The organism is Salmonirosea aquatica (assembly GCF_009296315.1).
Taxonomy (GTDB): Bacteria; Bacteroidota; Bacteroidia; order Cytophagales; family Spirosomataceae; genus Salmonirosea; species Salmonirosea aquatica.
In genome coordinates this window covers 134,877-149,620 of the sequence record NZ_WHLY01000002.1, presented here as the reverse complement: position 1 = coordinate 149,620, position 14,744 = coordinate 134,877, and the positions used below count along the sequence as shown (strand labels likewise).

At 52.4% G+C, this 14,744-nt stretch carries 12 protein-coding genes; 9 read left to right on the top strand and 3 right to left on the bottom strand.

From position 1 onward, the window contains the following. Positions 1-4 precede the first annotated feature (4 nt). The 4 genes from GBK04_RS01600 to GBK04_RS01585 all read left to right on the top strand — a co-directional run bounded on the left by GBK04_RS01600 (position 5) and on the right by GBK04_RS01585 (position 5,065). Positions 5-1,450 (top strand): GntP family permease, encoded by a 1,446-nt coding sequence (locus tag GBK04_RS01600; RefSeq protein WP_152756263.1) that lies wholly within the window; start codon positions 5-7, stop codon positions 1,448-1,450. Positions 1,451-1,596: 146 nt separating this feature from the next. Beyond that, positions 1,597-2,454 (top strand): 2-hydroxy-3-oxopropionate reductase, encoded by an 858-nt coding sequence (locus GBK04_RS01595; protein ID WP_152756261.1) that lies wholly within the window; start codon positions 1,597-1,599, stop codon positions 2,452-2,454. A 98-nt stretch (positions 2,455-2,552) separates the two neighbouring features. Beyond that, the gene (locus GBK04_RS01590; RefSeq protein WP_152756259.1) at positions 2,553-3,668 is read left to right on the top strand and encodes a mannonate dehydratase; all 1,116 of its coding nucleotides are present in this window, start codon (positions 2,553-2,555) and stop codon (positions 3,666-3,668) included. Between the two features lie 107 nt (positions 3,669-3,775). Next, on the top strand, positions 3,776-5,065 hold the full coding sequence (locus GBK04_RS01585) for a glucarate dehydratase family protein (RefSeq protein ID WP_152756257.1): 1,290 nt from the start codon (positions 3,776-3,778) through the stop codon (positions 5,063-5,065). 7 nt (positions 5,066-5,072) lie between these two features. On the opposite strand, the gene GBK04_RS01580 is transcribed toward GBK04_RS01585, so the two are convergent. Next, positions 5,073-5,795 (bottom strand): DUF1361 domain-containing protein, encoded by a 723-nt coding sequence (locus GBK04_RS01580; RefSeq protein ID WP_373330625.1) that lies wholly within the window; start codon positions 5,793-5,795, stop codon positions 5,073-5,075. Positions 5,796-5,921: 126 nt separating this feature from the next. Beyond that, positions 5,922-7,343 (bottom strand): DEAD/DEAH box helicase, encoded by a 1,422-nt coding sequence (locus GBK04_RS01575; RefSeq protein ID WP_152756256.1) that lies wholly within the window; start codon positions 7,341-7,343, stop codon positions 5,922-5,924. A 271-nt stretch (positions 7,344-7,614) separates the two neighbouring features. Between GBK04_RS01575 and GBK04_RS01570 the strand changes: the two genes are divergently transcribed. The 5 genes from GBK04_RS01570 (at position 7,615) to GBK04_RS01550 (ending at position 13,065) form a co-directional block, all read left to right on the top strand. Further along, the gene (locus tag GBK04_RS01570) at positions 7,615-9,006 is read left to right on the top strand and encodes an outer membrane protein assembly factor BamB family protein (RefSeq protein WP_373330624.1); all 1,392 of its coding nucleotides are present in this window, start codon (positions 7,615-7,617) and stop codon (positions 9,004-9,006) included. A 318-nt stretch (positions 9,007-9,324) separates the two neighbouring features. Beyond that, positions 9,325-10,245, top strand: coding sequence for a sugar phosphate isomerase/epimerase family protein (locus tag GBK04_RS01565; RefSeq protein WP_152756252.1), 921 nt, complete (start codon positions 9,325-9,327; stop codon positions 10,243-10,245). A 79-nt stretch (positions 10,246-10,324) separates the two neighbouring features. Beyond that, a complete protein-coding gene (locus tag GBK04_RS01560; protein WP_152765742.1) occupies positions 10,325-11,110 on the top strand; it encodes an MlaE family ABC transporter permease in 786 nt (261 codons plus the stop codon). Continuing rightward, entirely contained in the window at positions 11,107-11,907 is an 801-nt protein-coding gene (locus GBK04_RS01555) for an ABC transporter ATP-binding protein (RefSeq protein WP_373330623.1), read from the top strand. The genes GBK04_RS01560 and GBK04_RS01555 overlap by 4 nt, the downstream gene beginning before the upstream one ends. Positions 11,908-12,024: 117 nt before the next feature. Beyond that, a complete protein-coding gene (locus tag GBK04_RS01550) occupies positions 12,025-13,065 on the top strand; it encodes an MlaD family protein (RefSeq protein WP_152756250.1) in 1,041 nt (346 codons plus the stop codon). A 164-nt stretch (positions 13,066-13,229) separates the two neighbouring features. On the opposite strand, the gene GBK04_RS01545 is transcribed toward GBK04_RS01550, so the two are convergent. After that, complete coding sequence (locus tag GBK04_RS01545; protein WP_152756248.1) at positions 13,230-14,471, bottom strand: asparagine synthetase B; 1,242 nt, start codon at positions 14,469-14,471, stop codon at positions 13,230-13,232. Positions 14,472-14,744 lie beyond the last annotated feature (273 nt).

Below are 14,744 nucleotides of genomic sequence, written 5' to 3'. Positions count from 1 at the left end.
AAAAATGACCGACCCTCTTTTTATATTATTCATTGGTGTACTAATCGTAGTAGGAGGGATCATAGGCCTGAAACTACACCCTTTTCTGGCCCTGATTCTGGGTGCGCTGGTGGTGGCCTTTCTTACTCCGGCGGCTGCCGTGGAGCAGTATGCGCTGAGCAAAGGAACCGCCCCCGCCGCGGCGCAGGCGCTCGCTAACAAGGGCATCGGCGAGCGCATTGCCACTGAGTTCGGGAATACCTGCGCCAAGATCGGTATCCTGATCGCGATGGCGGCCATCATTGGTAAAAGTCTGCTCGAAAGCGGGGCCGCCGAGCGCATCATTCGGTTCATGTTGGGTTTGTTCGGGGTGGATAAAGCACCCGCTGCGTTTCTGGTCAGTAGTTTTTTTCTGGGCATCCCCATTTTCTTCGACACGGTCATTTTTCTGATGATGCCCCTGGTGAAAGCGATGACGGTACGTTTGGGTAAAAACTACCTGCTGCTGGTGATGTGTATCATGGCGGGTGCCGCGATGGCCAACTCCCTGGTACCTCCCGCGCCGGGGCCGCTTTTCCTGATTGGCGAAATGCACATTCCTATCGGTCTGATGATGATCGCGGGCGTCATTGTGGGGCTTTTTACCATTACCACCGGGTACCTCTTTGCCGTCTGGGTCAACCGAAAAATGCCCATCGAAATCCGTGATTCGCTCGATGCACCTTTGAAAGATATCAGAGCCATAGCCGCACGGGCCGATCGGGAACTGCCTCCCTTGGGACTATCCTTACTACCCGTGCTGATTCCGCTGGGCTTTATTTGTGCGGATACGGCTCTCAATGCTATTTCCAAAACGGGTGAACTCTGGGCCGATTCGGCTTTTCTTACGGGTTTGGTGGCCGTTGTCAAGTTTTTTGGGGATAAAAACCTGGCCCTCATCACCGGGGGCATTGCCGCACTACTGGTACTGGCCAGTCAAAAAAAGACCAGCAAGGAAGGCATGTCGGCGCACGTGCAGGGCGCTTTGCTGAGCGGCGGTGGCATTATTCTGATTACCGCCGCCGGTGGTGCTTTTGGCGGAATGCTTCAGCAAACCGGCATCAGTACCCGCATCGCCGACCTTACGGCAGGCTACCAGATGGCCCTGATTCCGCTGGCGTTTCTGATTGCCGCCGTGGTGCGTACCGCGCAGGGATCGGCCACGGTGGCCCTCATTACGGCCTCAGGGATTTTGTCGGGCCTGGCCATGAACGCCAACCTGGGCTTTCACCCGGTGTACCTGGGGCTGGCTATTGGCTGTGGGTCGAAAATTGTGCCGTGGATGAACGATTCGGGTTTCTGGATTATCTGTAAATTGAGCAACCTGACTGAAAAAGAGGCGCTTAAAACGATCTCGCCGCTACTCGTTGTCATGGGAATCACCGGATTAGTCGTCATTCTTATTGGCGCCAAGTTGTTTCCGTTGGTATGAAGAAGCTGTAGGGTGAAATAAGTAGATGCTAGATTTTGGATTCCAGATATTGGATGTTATTAATATTTTGAAAATCAATAATTCTGTCACAAATAATTAAATCAATGAAAGCCAGGAGCCTAGGGCTTACGGCTTAAAGCAAAAACATGGAACACATAGGATTCATCGGACTAGGAATAATGGGCAAACCCATGTCCCTCAATCTCATAAAAGCAGGGTACCCCGTCTCCGTTCTGGAAAGCAGCCATGCTGCCGACGCATTGACCGAAGCGGGTGCTACTGCTTATCCAAGTAGTAAGGAATTGGCGCAAAAGGTGGATGTCGTCATCACCATGCTACCCGACTCACCCGAAGTGGAAGAGGTAGTTTCGGGTAAAGACGGCGTGCTGGAAGGCATCCAATCCGGCGCATTGTTCATCGATATGTCCACGATTTCGCCATCGGTGGCTACGAAAGTACACGGACTGATGCAGGAAAAAGGGGTAGAAGCGCTCGATGCGCCCGTGTCGGGCGGACAAGTCGGGGCCGAAAACGCCGCGCTGTCTATCATGGTGGGCGGTAGTGAAGAAGCTTTCAACCGAGCCTTGCCGATTTTCCAGGTCATGGGTAAAAACATCGTCCGCATGGGCGAGCCCGGCACCGGCCAAACGACCAAAGCCTGCAACCAGATGATCGTCGGCATGACGATTCAGGCGGTAGGGGAGGCCTTCACTTTGGCCAGCAAGGCGGGCGTGAATCTGGCCAAAATGCGGGAAGCCTTGCTGGGAGGCTTCGCCCAAAGCCGCATTCTCGACCTGCACGGTCAGCGCCTCATCGACCGGAATTTCAAACCGGGTTTTAAAATAAAATTGCACAATAAAGACATGGGGATCGCCCTGCGGGCGGGAGATGCCTACAAGGTACCCCTCAAAGGTACCTCCCTCGTGGCTGAGCAAATGAAAACCGCGATCGAGCAGGGGCATGGCGAATTGGATCACAGTGCCCTTGTTCTGCTTCTGGAGTAGCTGAGGGCTATTGGCAATCGGCTTTCGGCTAAATTTTAACACGCTGACAATTCCACGATTGAACAAGTCAACACCTAAACACCTTAAAATAAACCATTATGAAACGGAGCAATTTTGTCAAAGTCCTTACGGCGGGTACCGTGGGGGCATCGGTTGTGAAACCCGGACAGACTCAGGCCAAGCCGGTCGCGCCGCGCAAGGTACTTATGAAAGTCGGCTGCCAGTCCGGGGGTACCACCAAGGAAAATCTGGAACTGAAAGGCCGCTGCGGGGTGTACAACATCGACGGCGGCTCGCCCAAAATCATTCCTGGCAAGGGCTGGGACCTGGACGATTCGCTGGCCAAGCGCGACGCCTGCGAAAAGTACGGTATCAGCCTCGACGCCTACCACTACCCGCTGACTTCGGCGGGCATCGACCGGGTGGAGTACCCCAACATGATGCTGGGTAAAAGTCCCGAGCGCGACCGCGAAATCGAGTACCTGCAGCAGATGATTATGGTGGCCGCCAAAACGGGCATCAAAGTACTTAACTACAACACCACGATTCTGCCCGTATTACGCACCGGTAAAACCCTCGATCCCAAGCGAGGCAACGCCGAGTACAGTACCTGGAACTGGGAAGAGGCTATCAAACGCAACGACCCCAAAACCATCGCGGGCGATGTTTCCATTGAGCAGATGTTCGAGCGCATCACCTACATTCTGGATCGGCTGATTCCCGTGGCGGAGGAGTACAAGGTCAAGCTGGCCAACCACATCGCCGATCCGCCCGTACCCGCGGCTTACCGCGGCATCATGCGCTGGAACAGTCCTGATGTGTTTGCGGGCATGAAGCGGTTTGGCGCGCTGTACAAAAGCCCTTACCACGGCTTTAATTTCTGCATTGGTTCTATCGCTGAGGGCCTCAAAGATCCCAAAACTGAAATCCTGCCCATCATCAAGTACTTTGGCGACCGCAAGCAGATTTTCAACATTCACCTGCGTAATATCAAGGGCGGTTTTAATAATTTTCAGGAAGTGTACCCCGACAATGGCGACATGAATTTCGTGCAGGTCATTCGCGCCCTGCGCGATGTCGGCTACGACGGTATGGTGATGCCCGATCATGTACCTCACCACGAGAATAAAGAGGCTAATGCGCAGTCCTTTGCCTTCTGCTACGGCTATATCAAAGGTCTGTTGCAAATGGTAGCGGAGGATGCTCAGGCTTAAAGTAGAAGGAAAAAAGGAGGAAGGAATAGAGGAAGAAAGGATATTAACGCAAGTACCTTTTCTCCCTCCTCCTTTTCTCCTTATAAACAGTTGACCCAAAAAATAGAATGTCCAGAATACAGCAAATCACTATTACTCCTATTGCCATCGTGGACCCGCCGCTGCTGAATGCGGCGGGGTTGCACGCGCCCTATGCTTTACGTACCATCGTCGAAATCGTGACCGACGATGGCATTTCGGGGATCAGCGAAATTCCGGGAACCCGGGAGATCGACCTCGCCCTGGCCGAAGCGCGGGATTTGCTGATCGGGAAGGACGTTTTCCAACTCAGCGACATCCGTCGGACGCTCGTGGGGCATTTTGGGCAGGATACCGCCGCCGAGCGCGGTGCCACGCCCTGGGACCAGCGTAAGATGGTGCATATTTTCAGCGCCGTGGAGGTAGCTTGTCTGGATATTATTGGAAAAATAACCAATCGGCCCGTCGTGGATTTGCTGGGCGGACGGATGCGCGATCGGGTACCTTTTTCGGCGTATCTTTTTTACAAGTACGAAGGCGCGGGCGGCGACCTGGCCTTTGGCACCGATCCCGCCGCAACGGGTTGGGACGCGGCCCGGCAAAAGAGCGCGCTGAATCCAGAGGAAATCGTGGCGCAGGCGCGGGCTATGTGCGAAGAGTTCGGCTTTCAATCCATCAAGCTGAAAGGCGGCGTATTCGAGCCTCGACAGGAGGTGGATGCCATTCTGGCGTTGCACGAAGCCTTCGGCCCAGAAGTACCCCTGCGCATCGACCCCAACGCTTTGTGGAAAGTAGAAACGGCCATCGAGTACGGCAGGGAAATGGAAGGCGTCTTAGAGTACCTGGAAGATCCCGTGCGCGGACAGGAAAATATGGCGGCAGTGAGGAAAGCGTTAAAAACGCCGCTGGCTACCAATATGTGTACTACCTCTTTCGAAGATATTCCCCGCAGCATCGAGCTAGGCTCAGAAGATATTATTCTCAGCGATCACCATTTCTGGGGCGGCTTGCGGGCCTCCATGACGCTGTCGGGAATCTGCGACACCTTCGGACGCGGACTGTCCATGCACTCCAACAGCCACCTGGGTATTTCGCTGGCGGCCATGGTACATCTGGGTGCGGCCCTGCCGGAAGTACCTTACGCGCTCGATACGCACTACCCCTGGCAGTCGGACGAAGTCATTGTGGGCGGGCGCATGAAGTTTGTGGATGGCGCGGTGGAAGTACCTGCGGGCCCCGGCCTGGGTGTAGAACTGGATCGCGACGCGCTGGCCCGCCTGCACCAGAACTACCTGAAATGCGGCCTGACGAAGCGCGACGATCTGGTCGAGATGCGCAAGAAGGTACCCGACTGGGAGTTCAAGCTGGTGCGATGGTAATGGGTTATTATGATACCCTGTTTTGCCTCCTGGCTCTGAATTTCAACAAACCCCAGAGCATGGCGTAGAGGGTACCCAGTAGCAACCCAAACTCCACGATCAGCAACAGGGCGGTACGGTCGTACAGATTTTCAAATACATTCAGGAAAAATTGGCCGGGTTTGTGAAACAAGTCCCAACTGTTGATGCGCAGAATACGTCCCAGATATACCCCCAATCCACCCAAAGGGAAACTCAGAAACAATAGAATCGTCCCCACGCGCTTGGAATAGGTGCGGTTCCAGGCTCCGTGAAACCAGTATAACGAAACCAGCCCATTGATCAGGCTGATCTGGGCGTAATAAAAAAGCATGATGGCGTCGTGCCAGGTGCGGTCGCTCTCATAATTGACCGACAAGTGCACCAGGTCGGTGATCATGTAGGGGGCATTGGGAAAAAACGCCAGCCATACCACGCTGAGCATCCCGATCACCCAGGGTAGAGGACCCATGTTTTTGGAAAGGTACCTTGCTAGAAAAGCAATGAGCAGGGGTATCCAGCTCAGCAGCAGGTTCCAGTCGAGCGAAAAATCCACGGCTTCACTGAACTGAATACGGATGAAGTGAAAGGCGAAGGCGAGCAGGCTCAACACGGCCAGCATCAGCAGCGGATAAATACTTTCTAACGCAAATAGGGGTGGATTGGCGATACTCAAACCTGCCCTTTGCCACCACGACAAACTCCGTTTCAAATCTTAGGTTCTGGGAAAGGGTTAATTGGGGTAAAACGAAGCACACGGTACCCGAATTTGATTCGTTCGAAAAATCCTGATCCTGTCAACTTTTATCTTCCCAAATTACCACCCGCAGGGTCTACATCAGGCCAGATCAGCCGATTTGACATCCGCATGGCCCGATGATTCACCGGAAGGAGCCGACGTCCCTTTCTTCTTGTTTCGGTTGTTGCGGGATTTCCTCCGGCGCTTGGGCTCCCCTCCAGCCGTAGGTGATTCGGGCTTACTTTCGGTAGGGGTACGGGGTGCGGCCGGGCGCGCATCGGTGGCATTCCGGGGAGAACCACCACGGCCAGGGGTACCTTTGGGCTTGCGTCCTCGCGACCGGTCATTGCGGTCATGGGAGGTACCTCGCGCGCCAAATACCGGCGCGGAGCCCAGGCCCAGTTCCTCGGTCATGGAAATAATAGTGACGGGACGTTCCAGCAACCGCTCGATGTTCTGCACGCCGCGTTTGTCCATTTCTCCGATGAAGGTGATGGAGGTACCCTTCGATTCGGCGCGGGCCGTACGGCCAATCCGGTGCACATAATCCTCGGGGTCGCGGGGTAGGTCGTAATTGACCACGTGGCTGAGATTATCGATGTCGATGCCGCGCGAAAGCACGTCGGTCGCCACCAGGATCGGGAACTCACGGTTTTTGAAGTCCCGTAGTACCACTTCGCGCTGGGCTTGCTCCGAGTCAGACGAGATACCTTCAGCTTTGAATCCTTTCCGGCGCAAAGCGCGAACGATGGTATCCACCGACGAGCGACGGGAGGTAAAAAGTACCAGACTCGGGTTATTTGCCTCTTTCAGCAGATGCATCAGCAGAGGTAGCTTTTGATTTTCCGTCGCCATATAAAACTGCTGGTCGATGCCTTCGGCGGGCTTGGAAACCGAGAGTTTGATTTCACCCGGATCACGCAGAATGCGCTTGGCCAGTTCCCCGATTTTGGGCGGCATGGTCGCCGAAAACATCAGCGTCTGCCGATCCTCGGGTACCGATTTCAGAATCGCCATAATATCGCCCAGGAAACCCATGTCGAGCATCCGGTCGGCCTCGTCGAGAATCAGAAACTTGATGGCACTGAAATCCACGTACCCTAGCTGCATGTGGGCCATCAGACGGCCAGGCGTGGCGATAATGATGTCGGCCCCCTGCTCGAAAGCCTTCCGCTGCTGGTCCCATTCGGGACCCTTGGTACCGCCGTACACGGCGATGCTCGTAGCATTGCAGAAGTACCCCAGCCCCTGTACCTGTCCGTCGATCTGGGTGGCCAGCTCGCGCGTGGGCACGATGATGAGCGCCGTCACCTTGTTTTGCGGATGTTGGGTGATGTAGTCGAGGGTAGGGATGAGGTAGGCGGCCGTTTTGCCGGTACCGGTCTGGGCGCAGGCGATGAGGTCTTTTCCGTCGAGAATCTGGGGAATGGCAAGTTCCTGGATGGGGGTAGCCTGGCTGAAATTCATGGCGTCCACGGCATTGAGTATATCGCCGTGGAGGGCGAAGTCTTTAAATTGCAAGAGTCAGTAGATTGATGTTCATAAATACTGACCTTGTTTCCCCGGCCAGCAAACCGCTTTGATTGTCACAAAGATAGGGGAATTTTGCAAAATTCGAGCGTACCGACACTCTTATTCCTTTGATCCATAGCAGTTCCAGTCGAGACATCTACTATCAAAAAGAGAGACTTCAATGAAATTTTTCCTGGTTTTTTTATTAAAATTTTATTGATAATGCAGCCCCATATTCATGATATTCTTTGCAATTTTATTCCAGCAAACCACACCTAATTTGACATTAAATTCCATGGTACCTAAAACGCTACGATACAATACCAGACTTTACGGCTCGCGGGCATTTTTTCAAGGGGTACTATTTTTACTCCTATTGGGCGGTCTTTTCAATTGCAAAAGGCCAGAGGACAAGGTATTGAAGGATGCAGATGGGGTAGTCACCAAACTACCCCACATCTGGAAATCTTCCACCAGCCTTGACGGTGCGAAAAATACAAGCATGTTTGCTCAACACGTATATAATAATCGTTTTGTGTTGGCTGCAGAACGGGCAGCTACCTCTAATGCCTCCACTGCGGAGGGACTCTGCCTCAAACGAATAGAAGATGGTCGAAACGCTTGGATGTGGAACGACCGATTTGACAAAACCGAATCGGCTGACGTGCGTAACTATAAGGTTTATACTTACCAGAACCTGCTATTTTACAAGAACTCTTTTCGATTCTACTGCATTGACCAAGAAACTGGTAAGACGGTCTGGCGAAAAGAGTGGGGTAGAAACTTTGACTCACAGATTACCACCACCGGACTGGGACCACATTTTTATTTTACAGGTACACCGCCAGAGATTTACGCAAAAAAACGTTGGGAGGAGAGCATCTACCAGGGCAACATGGCTACAGGTGAAGTGCGGGAAATAGCCAAACTGAAAACCTTCCCCGACAGCGTATGGCACGATCCGGGGGGCTTTGCATGGATTGCTCGAGGTCGTATGATTGAACCCTTCACAAAGGAATTAGATACCCTGCTTTTAGTAAGCTACGATTTGCCGGATATACGACCTTATTACCAAAACACCCCAGGTTCAGGCTATTTAAGCCTATATAATCTCTCAAAGCGAAAGTGGATATATGAAAGAGTTCCTCTCCTGAGTGATATTAAGCTAGGTATAGAATCTGAATCAGGTGGTGGCAATTACCCTAATATAATCGGTAATAAAGTATATTTTGCCGTTGGCATGTGGGTAGGTTGCTACGAACTGATGACGGGTAAGCGCGTATGGTTCAAGCGCCTTACCCCGGCCAGCCTTTTCAGTGACATGATCGTGGCCGAAGGCAAGCTGCTGGCCAACGGCATGAATGCACAGCTTTATGCCCTTGATCCAGAAACGGGCAATACGCTTTGGACGCAACGGTCCAGCGGCATTGGCAGTGCGCTGCACTACCAGGATGGGGTGGTGTACTACATTGCCAGCCAGGATCTATTGGCTACCCGAGTTTCCGATGGAAAACTGCTGTGGAAACTGCTTTGCCCCGACTACTACACCGAAGGAAAGGATTATACTTGGTTCATGGGCTTCGTGACGGGTATACCGGGCCAGGGTGGCCAGAAAGGGAAGATTTTCGCTAGTACGCAGTTGAATGTCTACTGTTTCGAGGCAGCGCAGTAAAGAGAATGATAAGGGATGAATGATGAGAGGGCCGCTTCTTTGTTTGGGAGCGGCCTTCTTGTTTTTCTACGAGCTAATCGGCTAGGTACTATTCTCGCCGGCAGTAGCCTGGATGTTGTACTTTCTACTTTCAGTTAACTACTATTCTTCTCAAAACTCAACTTTCCCTATCAATGGCTTTTATATCGCTTTTCAGTATTTCTGCGCAAAGTGGCTGAGTTTCGGCAAAAAAAGTAGCTTTGTGGTCGGGAACAAGGGTACCTTTCGGCTGCGCCGTGGCTCTCCGGGTTCCTGAACAGCTACTAAGCCCTTACCTCCATGAAACGCAGAGATTTTGTAAACACCACCCTAGCCACCACCGGACTTCTGCCCGCCTTGCAGGCGGCAGCCCGGCCGATTGCTCCGCAGGGGGTACCTGCCGCCGGCTTCTCCCTGAAAATTCTGGCCACCAACTGGGGCTACCAGGGTACCCTTGACGAACTCTGTGCGGCAGTAAAAAAGGAAGGCTACGACGGACTGGAACTCTGGTGGACCGACAAACCCGAAGCCCGGAAAGAAATGGTGGCGGCGCTGAAAAAGCACGGTCTGGAGGTAGGTTTCCTCTGCGGCGGCAGTCAGTCCGATTTTGGGGCGCATTTGGCCGCTTTCAAAAAAGCCATCGACGGCGCGAGTACCTTCAAGGAATTGAAACCCCTCTACATCAATTGCCACAGCGGGCGCGACTACTTCTCGTACGACCAAAACAAAGCTTTCATCGATTACACCACGCAGGCTTCGGTGCAAAGTGGTATCCCGATTTTCCACGAAACCCATCGCAGCCGGATGCTGTTCGCGGCGCACATAGCCCGAAATTTTATGGAACAAAATCCGGCGCTTCGCCTGACGCTGGATATCTCGCACTGGTGCAATGTCCACGAATCGCTCTTGCAGGATCAGGCCGAAACCGTGGCGCTGGCGCTGAGCCGCGCGGGCCATATCCACGCTCGGGTAGGCCATCCCGAAGGCCCGCAGGTCAATGATCCGCGGGCACCGGAGTGGGAGCAGGCCGTGCAGGCGCACCTGGCCTGGTGGGATGCCGTGGTGGCCGATAAGAAAAAAAACGGCCAACCGCTGACCATTCTCACCGAGTTTGGTCCGCCGCATTACTTACCTACGGTACCCTTCACCAATCAACCCCTGGCCGATCAGTGGGCCATCAACGTATATATGATGCGGATGCTCCGGGAACGATACGCTTGAATCCAGAGTTGAGGTCACTGGCACACTATTTGTATATTTGCCCTCATTACCAGCCCACGAATTCTCCCCGACCAGCCTGATGAGTTCCAGTACCAAAAGCACCCTAATTTCAAAAAGAATCGATGAAAACCTGCTCATGTTTTATGATGCATGGCAGTTCATGACGCGTTTTTTTCGGGAACTGTTCCGAGGAAGGCCTGAATTTCAGGAGATTGTAAGGCAATGTTTCCAAATTGGCTATAAGTCGCTTCCTCTAATTTCGCTCACGGGATTCGTCACGGGAATGGTATTTACCAAGCAATCGCGGCCTTCGCTGATGGAGTTCGGAGCTACCTCGTGGCTCCCTTCGCTGGTTTCCATTGCCATCGTGCGGGCGCTGGCTCCGCTCATTACGTCGCTGATCAGCGCCGGGCGGGTCGGATCGAGCATCGGCGCCGAGCTGGGTTCCATGCGCGTGACCGAACAAATCGACGCCATGGAGGTATCCGCCGTGAATCCCTTCAAATTTCTGGTCGTGACACGGGTGATCGCTACCACCATTAGTATTCCGATCCTGTCGTTTTACTGTGCGATCGTGGGGCTGATGGGTTCATTCCTGGATGTGACCCTGAATGAAGAAACCAATATCGTGGCTTTTTTCAAGAGCGCCTTTGAACAAATCACCTTTCTGGATATCAACTCCGCACTTATCAAAGCGATCTGTTACGGCTTCACCATTGGTATGGTGGGTTGTTACAAGGGCTACAACGCCAGCCAGGGTACCCAGGGGGTAGGTAGGGCGGCCAACGCTTCGGTGGTACTGTCCATGTTTCTGATTTTTATGGAAGAAGTAGCTATCGTGCAGGTAACCAACTGGTTTAGATGATGAAGACAAGAAAGAATACTAAAACGGCTGAACCAGCGATTGAAAACGGACCGGTTATTGCGATCCGGGATCTGTACAAATCGTTCGGCGATTTGCACGTATTGAAGGGTATTGACCTGGATGTGAATAAAGGAGAAAATGTAGTGGTACTCGGACGTTCGGGGACAGGAAAGTCGGTCTTGATTAAGATTATTTCCGGACTTCTGAAAGCGGATCGGGGTAGTGTGAAGGTACTGGGGCAGGAGGTAGGTGAGCTGGATGAAAAACAACTGCGCGAACTACGGATGAAAATTGGATTTTCTTTCCAGAATAGCGCGCTGTACGACAGTATGACGGTTCGCGAAAACCTGGAATTTCCGCTGGTGCGGAATGTGAAAAACCTCAGCCGGGCCGAAATCAATAAGTCCGTCGAAGAGGTACTTGAATCGGTGGGGTTGGCCCGCACGATCAACCAAATGCCGTCGGAACTCTCGGGCGGACAGCGCAAGCGGATCGGTATTGCCCGCACCCTGATCATGAATCCCGACATCATGCTCTACGACGAACCTACCGCCGGTCTCGACCCTACCACCTGCATCGAGATCAATGAGCTTATCAACGAAGTGAAGGAAAAGTACCACACCAGTTCGATCCTGATTACCCACGACCTGACCTGCGCCAAAATGACGGGCGACCGCCTGGCGATGTTGCTGGATGGTACCTTTGCCAAGGTGGGTACCTTTGAAGAGGTTTTCAGCACCGACGATGAGCGCATCAAAAGTTTTTACGACTATAATTTTACGGAGAATGAAGTGTGAAAAAGAGGGCCTAAGGCACAGGGTTTTTCTTTTAAAACCCCAATGCAATGGCAACCCCTTCTGAACTCCAAACACGGATCCTGAAACTAAGAACTCAAACTAAGAACTAAACTAAATATGAGTAAAGTACCTAATCCCCAGCGACGTGCCGTAACGGTTGGTTTGTTCGTCCTGATCGGCCTGATCATTTTTGTAGCGGGTGTACTGACCATAGGGGGCATGCGAAAATCCTTTGTGTCAAAAATTGAAGCCAAATCCATATTTGACGATGTGAACGGCCTCAAAGCCGGGAATAATATCTGGTTTTCGGGGGTGAAGGTAGGTACCGTGAAAGACATCCACTTTTATGGCGACTCTCAGGTAGAGGTTATTCTCAACATCGAAGAAAAATCACAGCAGTATATCCGCAAGGATGCCCAGGTTAAAATCAGTACCGACGGTCTGATCGGAAACAAAATTGTGGTGATTGAAGGGGGTACCACCAAGGCCGAGCCGATTCAGGATGGCGATGTGCTTCGGGTCAAGAAAGAAGACAGCCAGGAAGATATTATGAATACCCTGCAAGCCAATAACAAAAACATCCTGGCCATTACGGATGATTTCAAGGAAATCAGCAGCAGGATCCGTAAGGGCGAAGGGTCGGTGGGTAAGCTGCTGGCCGATGAAGATTTGTACAAAAACCTGGAAGTGACGATGGCATCGTTGCAGCGGGCGGCCAATCAGGCCCAGACGATGACTACCTCGCTGAACGCCTACACGGCCAAGCTCAACAAACCAGGCGGACTCGCCAATGACGTGGTAACGGATACGCTGATCATGGCCAATGTGCGGCGTACGGTATCGGAACTCAATGAAACCGCCGCCACGGCCCGTGCCATGGTGGCAGGCCTGAAGCAGACTACCCAGGAGCTGTCCAACGACCTTGCTAATAACAAGAATAATGCCGTTGGTTTGCTGCTTCGTGACGAAAATACGGCTACCGATATCAAAACCACGATCCAGAATCTGGAAAGTAGCTCGGAAAAACTGGACGAAAGCATGGAAGCCCTGCAACACAATTTCCTGCTGCGTGGTTTTTTCCGGAAACAGGAAAAGCGAGCTGAAAAAGAGAAAGTAGTGGTCGATTCGATCCAGCTGAAAGCGCAGGTAGTTCAATGAGTTGAAAGTGAAAAAATAAAAAGCCCCAGGCCGAAAGCTGGGGCTTTTTTATTCGTCATCCCCAGGCTACTAAAGCTTGAGGCAATTGTTCTATTTTTTGATCTACTGCCTAAATAGACAGTACCGCTTGATTTATCAAGCGGTACTGTCAACTGTCAACTCAATTAAGTTTTTCGCTTTTTCTTCTTGGCCGAAGGAAACAGTACGTTATTCAGGATGAGGCGGTACCCCGGGGAGTGGGGATACAGATTGAGGTCGGTATTCATGCGGTGGCCGCCGCGCCGCCCTTCGGGATCGTGCCCGCCATAGAATGTCCACTGTCCCGAGCCGATTTCTCCGTAAAGGTACCTATCCGACGCTTTGCTTTGCCCCATCACCAGCACATTGGATTTGACGGTGCGTTTGGTAAAAGCCGAGGTCTGTCCACTGAATTCGCGAATCTGAAACTCATGGTTCTGCACCAGCATGGCGGGGATTACATCCCATTTGGCCGAGAAATCGAACAAGGAAAAAACATCCTCGGATTCGCCGAACCCATAGCTACCCATCGAAGCGTTGATGTCGGAAAACCACATGCCGCCGTAGCCGTTGTCGAGTTGTAATTCAAAATTTTCGAAGGCGAAGGTTTTATCAAAATCCAGCTTGGATTGGGCTTTGGGATCGATGCCATCACCATCAAATTGGGCATCCACTATGTCGACACCTTCGGCGGCCAGAGCAATGTCGAACGTTTCGGCACCGGAACACATCGCGAACAGGTACCCCCCACCCGCGCAGAATTCCTTGATTTTTTTGGCTACCGCCAGCTTCATTTGCGACACTTTGGCGAAGTTGTATTTTTTGGCGATATCTTCCTGCGCCCGGATGTCCTCCTGCGACATGCGCCGCAGGTTCCGGCCAAACTGCCCCGTAAAATCCTCGTGGTGCAGGTGCAGCCAGTCGTACTTGGCCAGGTCGCCATCCAGAATTTCCTGGTCGTAGACTACCTCAAAGGGTATCTCGGCGTATTTGAGCGCCAGCAGCACGGCGTCGTTGTACTCAAAGGTGGCCGGGCCAATCTTGATCGGCGAATAGACCGCGATCCGCGCGGCTTTGTGCAGTTTCACGGCTTCCATGTTAATTTCCGGTACTGCGATTTCTGTCAAAATAGCGGCGGCTTTGGCGTCGGAAATCATTTCGTAAGTTACCCCCCGTACGCGGCATTCCTTTTCGATGGTCGATACCGATTTGATGAGGTAGCTGCCCCCGCGGTAATTGAGCAGCCAGTCCAGGTCAAGTCCATCTTTAAGCACCGAATAGGCAATGCCGTACGCCTTCAGGTGGTTGGCCTGTCGGTCGTCCATCGGGATCAGGATATAATTGGCATAACTGATGGAGGTCAACAAGAGGAGCAGTATCGTTCCCATACCCCGCGCTCTGTTTCGTGATTTCTGTACCATAGGATTGTTGCTAACGGTCTACCCGATAAGTATTTCATTGCCAACCAAATCTAGCGAATAATGTTTGGGAAAACAAGCAGGTACCTTCGCCCTGCATGTTCCATTTTTTCTCAGATTCTCACGGTGAGGTGCGGAGATTCGGGCGTTGGACTAGGTGGATGTTCATACCGTGAAAGGCCGTGCGCACTAAAATCGGATATTTCAAAGTTGGGAGGCAGATAATTCAAAGTCAATGGCCAG

Bases quoted from the DNA above. Each gene is read 5' to 3' on its own strand.
- GBK04_RS01595 (WP_152756261.1), top strand. From the start codon at position 1,597: ATGGAACACATAGGATTCATCGGACTAGGAATAATGGGCAAACCCATG.
- GBK04_RS01555 (WP_373330623.1), top strand. From the start codon at position 11,107: ATGATGAAGACAAGAAAGAATACTAAAACGGCTGAACCAGCGATTGAA.
- GBK04_RS01590 (WP_152756259.1), top strand. From the start codon at position 2,553: ATGAAACGGAGCAATTTTGTCAAAGTCCTTACGGCGGGTACCGTGGGG.
- GBK04_RS01565 (WP_152756252.1), top strand. From the start codon at position 9,325: ATGAAACGCAGAGATTTTGTAAACACCACCCTAGCCACCACCGGACTT.
- GBK04_RS01545 (WP_152756248.1), bottom strand. From the start codon at position 14,471: ATGGGAACGATACTGCTCCTCTTGTTGACCTCCATCAGTTATGCCAAT.
- GBK04_RS01560 (WP_152765742.1), top strand. From the start codon at position 10,325: ATGAGTTCCAGTACCAAAAGCACCCTAATTTCAAAAAGAATCGATGAA.
- GBK04_RS01585 (WP_152756257.1), top strand. From the start codon at position 3,776: ATGTCCAGAATACAGCAAATCACTATTACTCCTATTGCCATCGTGGAC.
- GBK04_RS01550 (WP_152756250.1), top strand. From the start codon at position 12,025: ATGAGTAAAGTACCTAATCCCCAGCGACGTGCCGTAACGGTTGGTTTG.
- GBK04_RS01600 (WP_152756263.1), top strand. From the start codon at position 5: ATGACCGACCCTCTTTTTATATTATTCATTGGTGTACTAATCGTAGTA.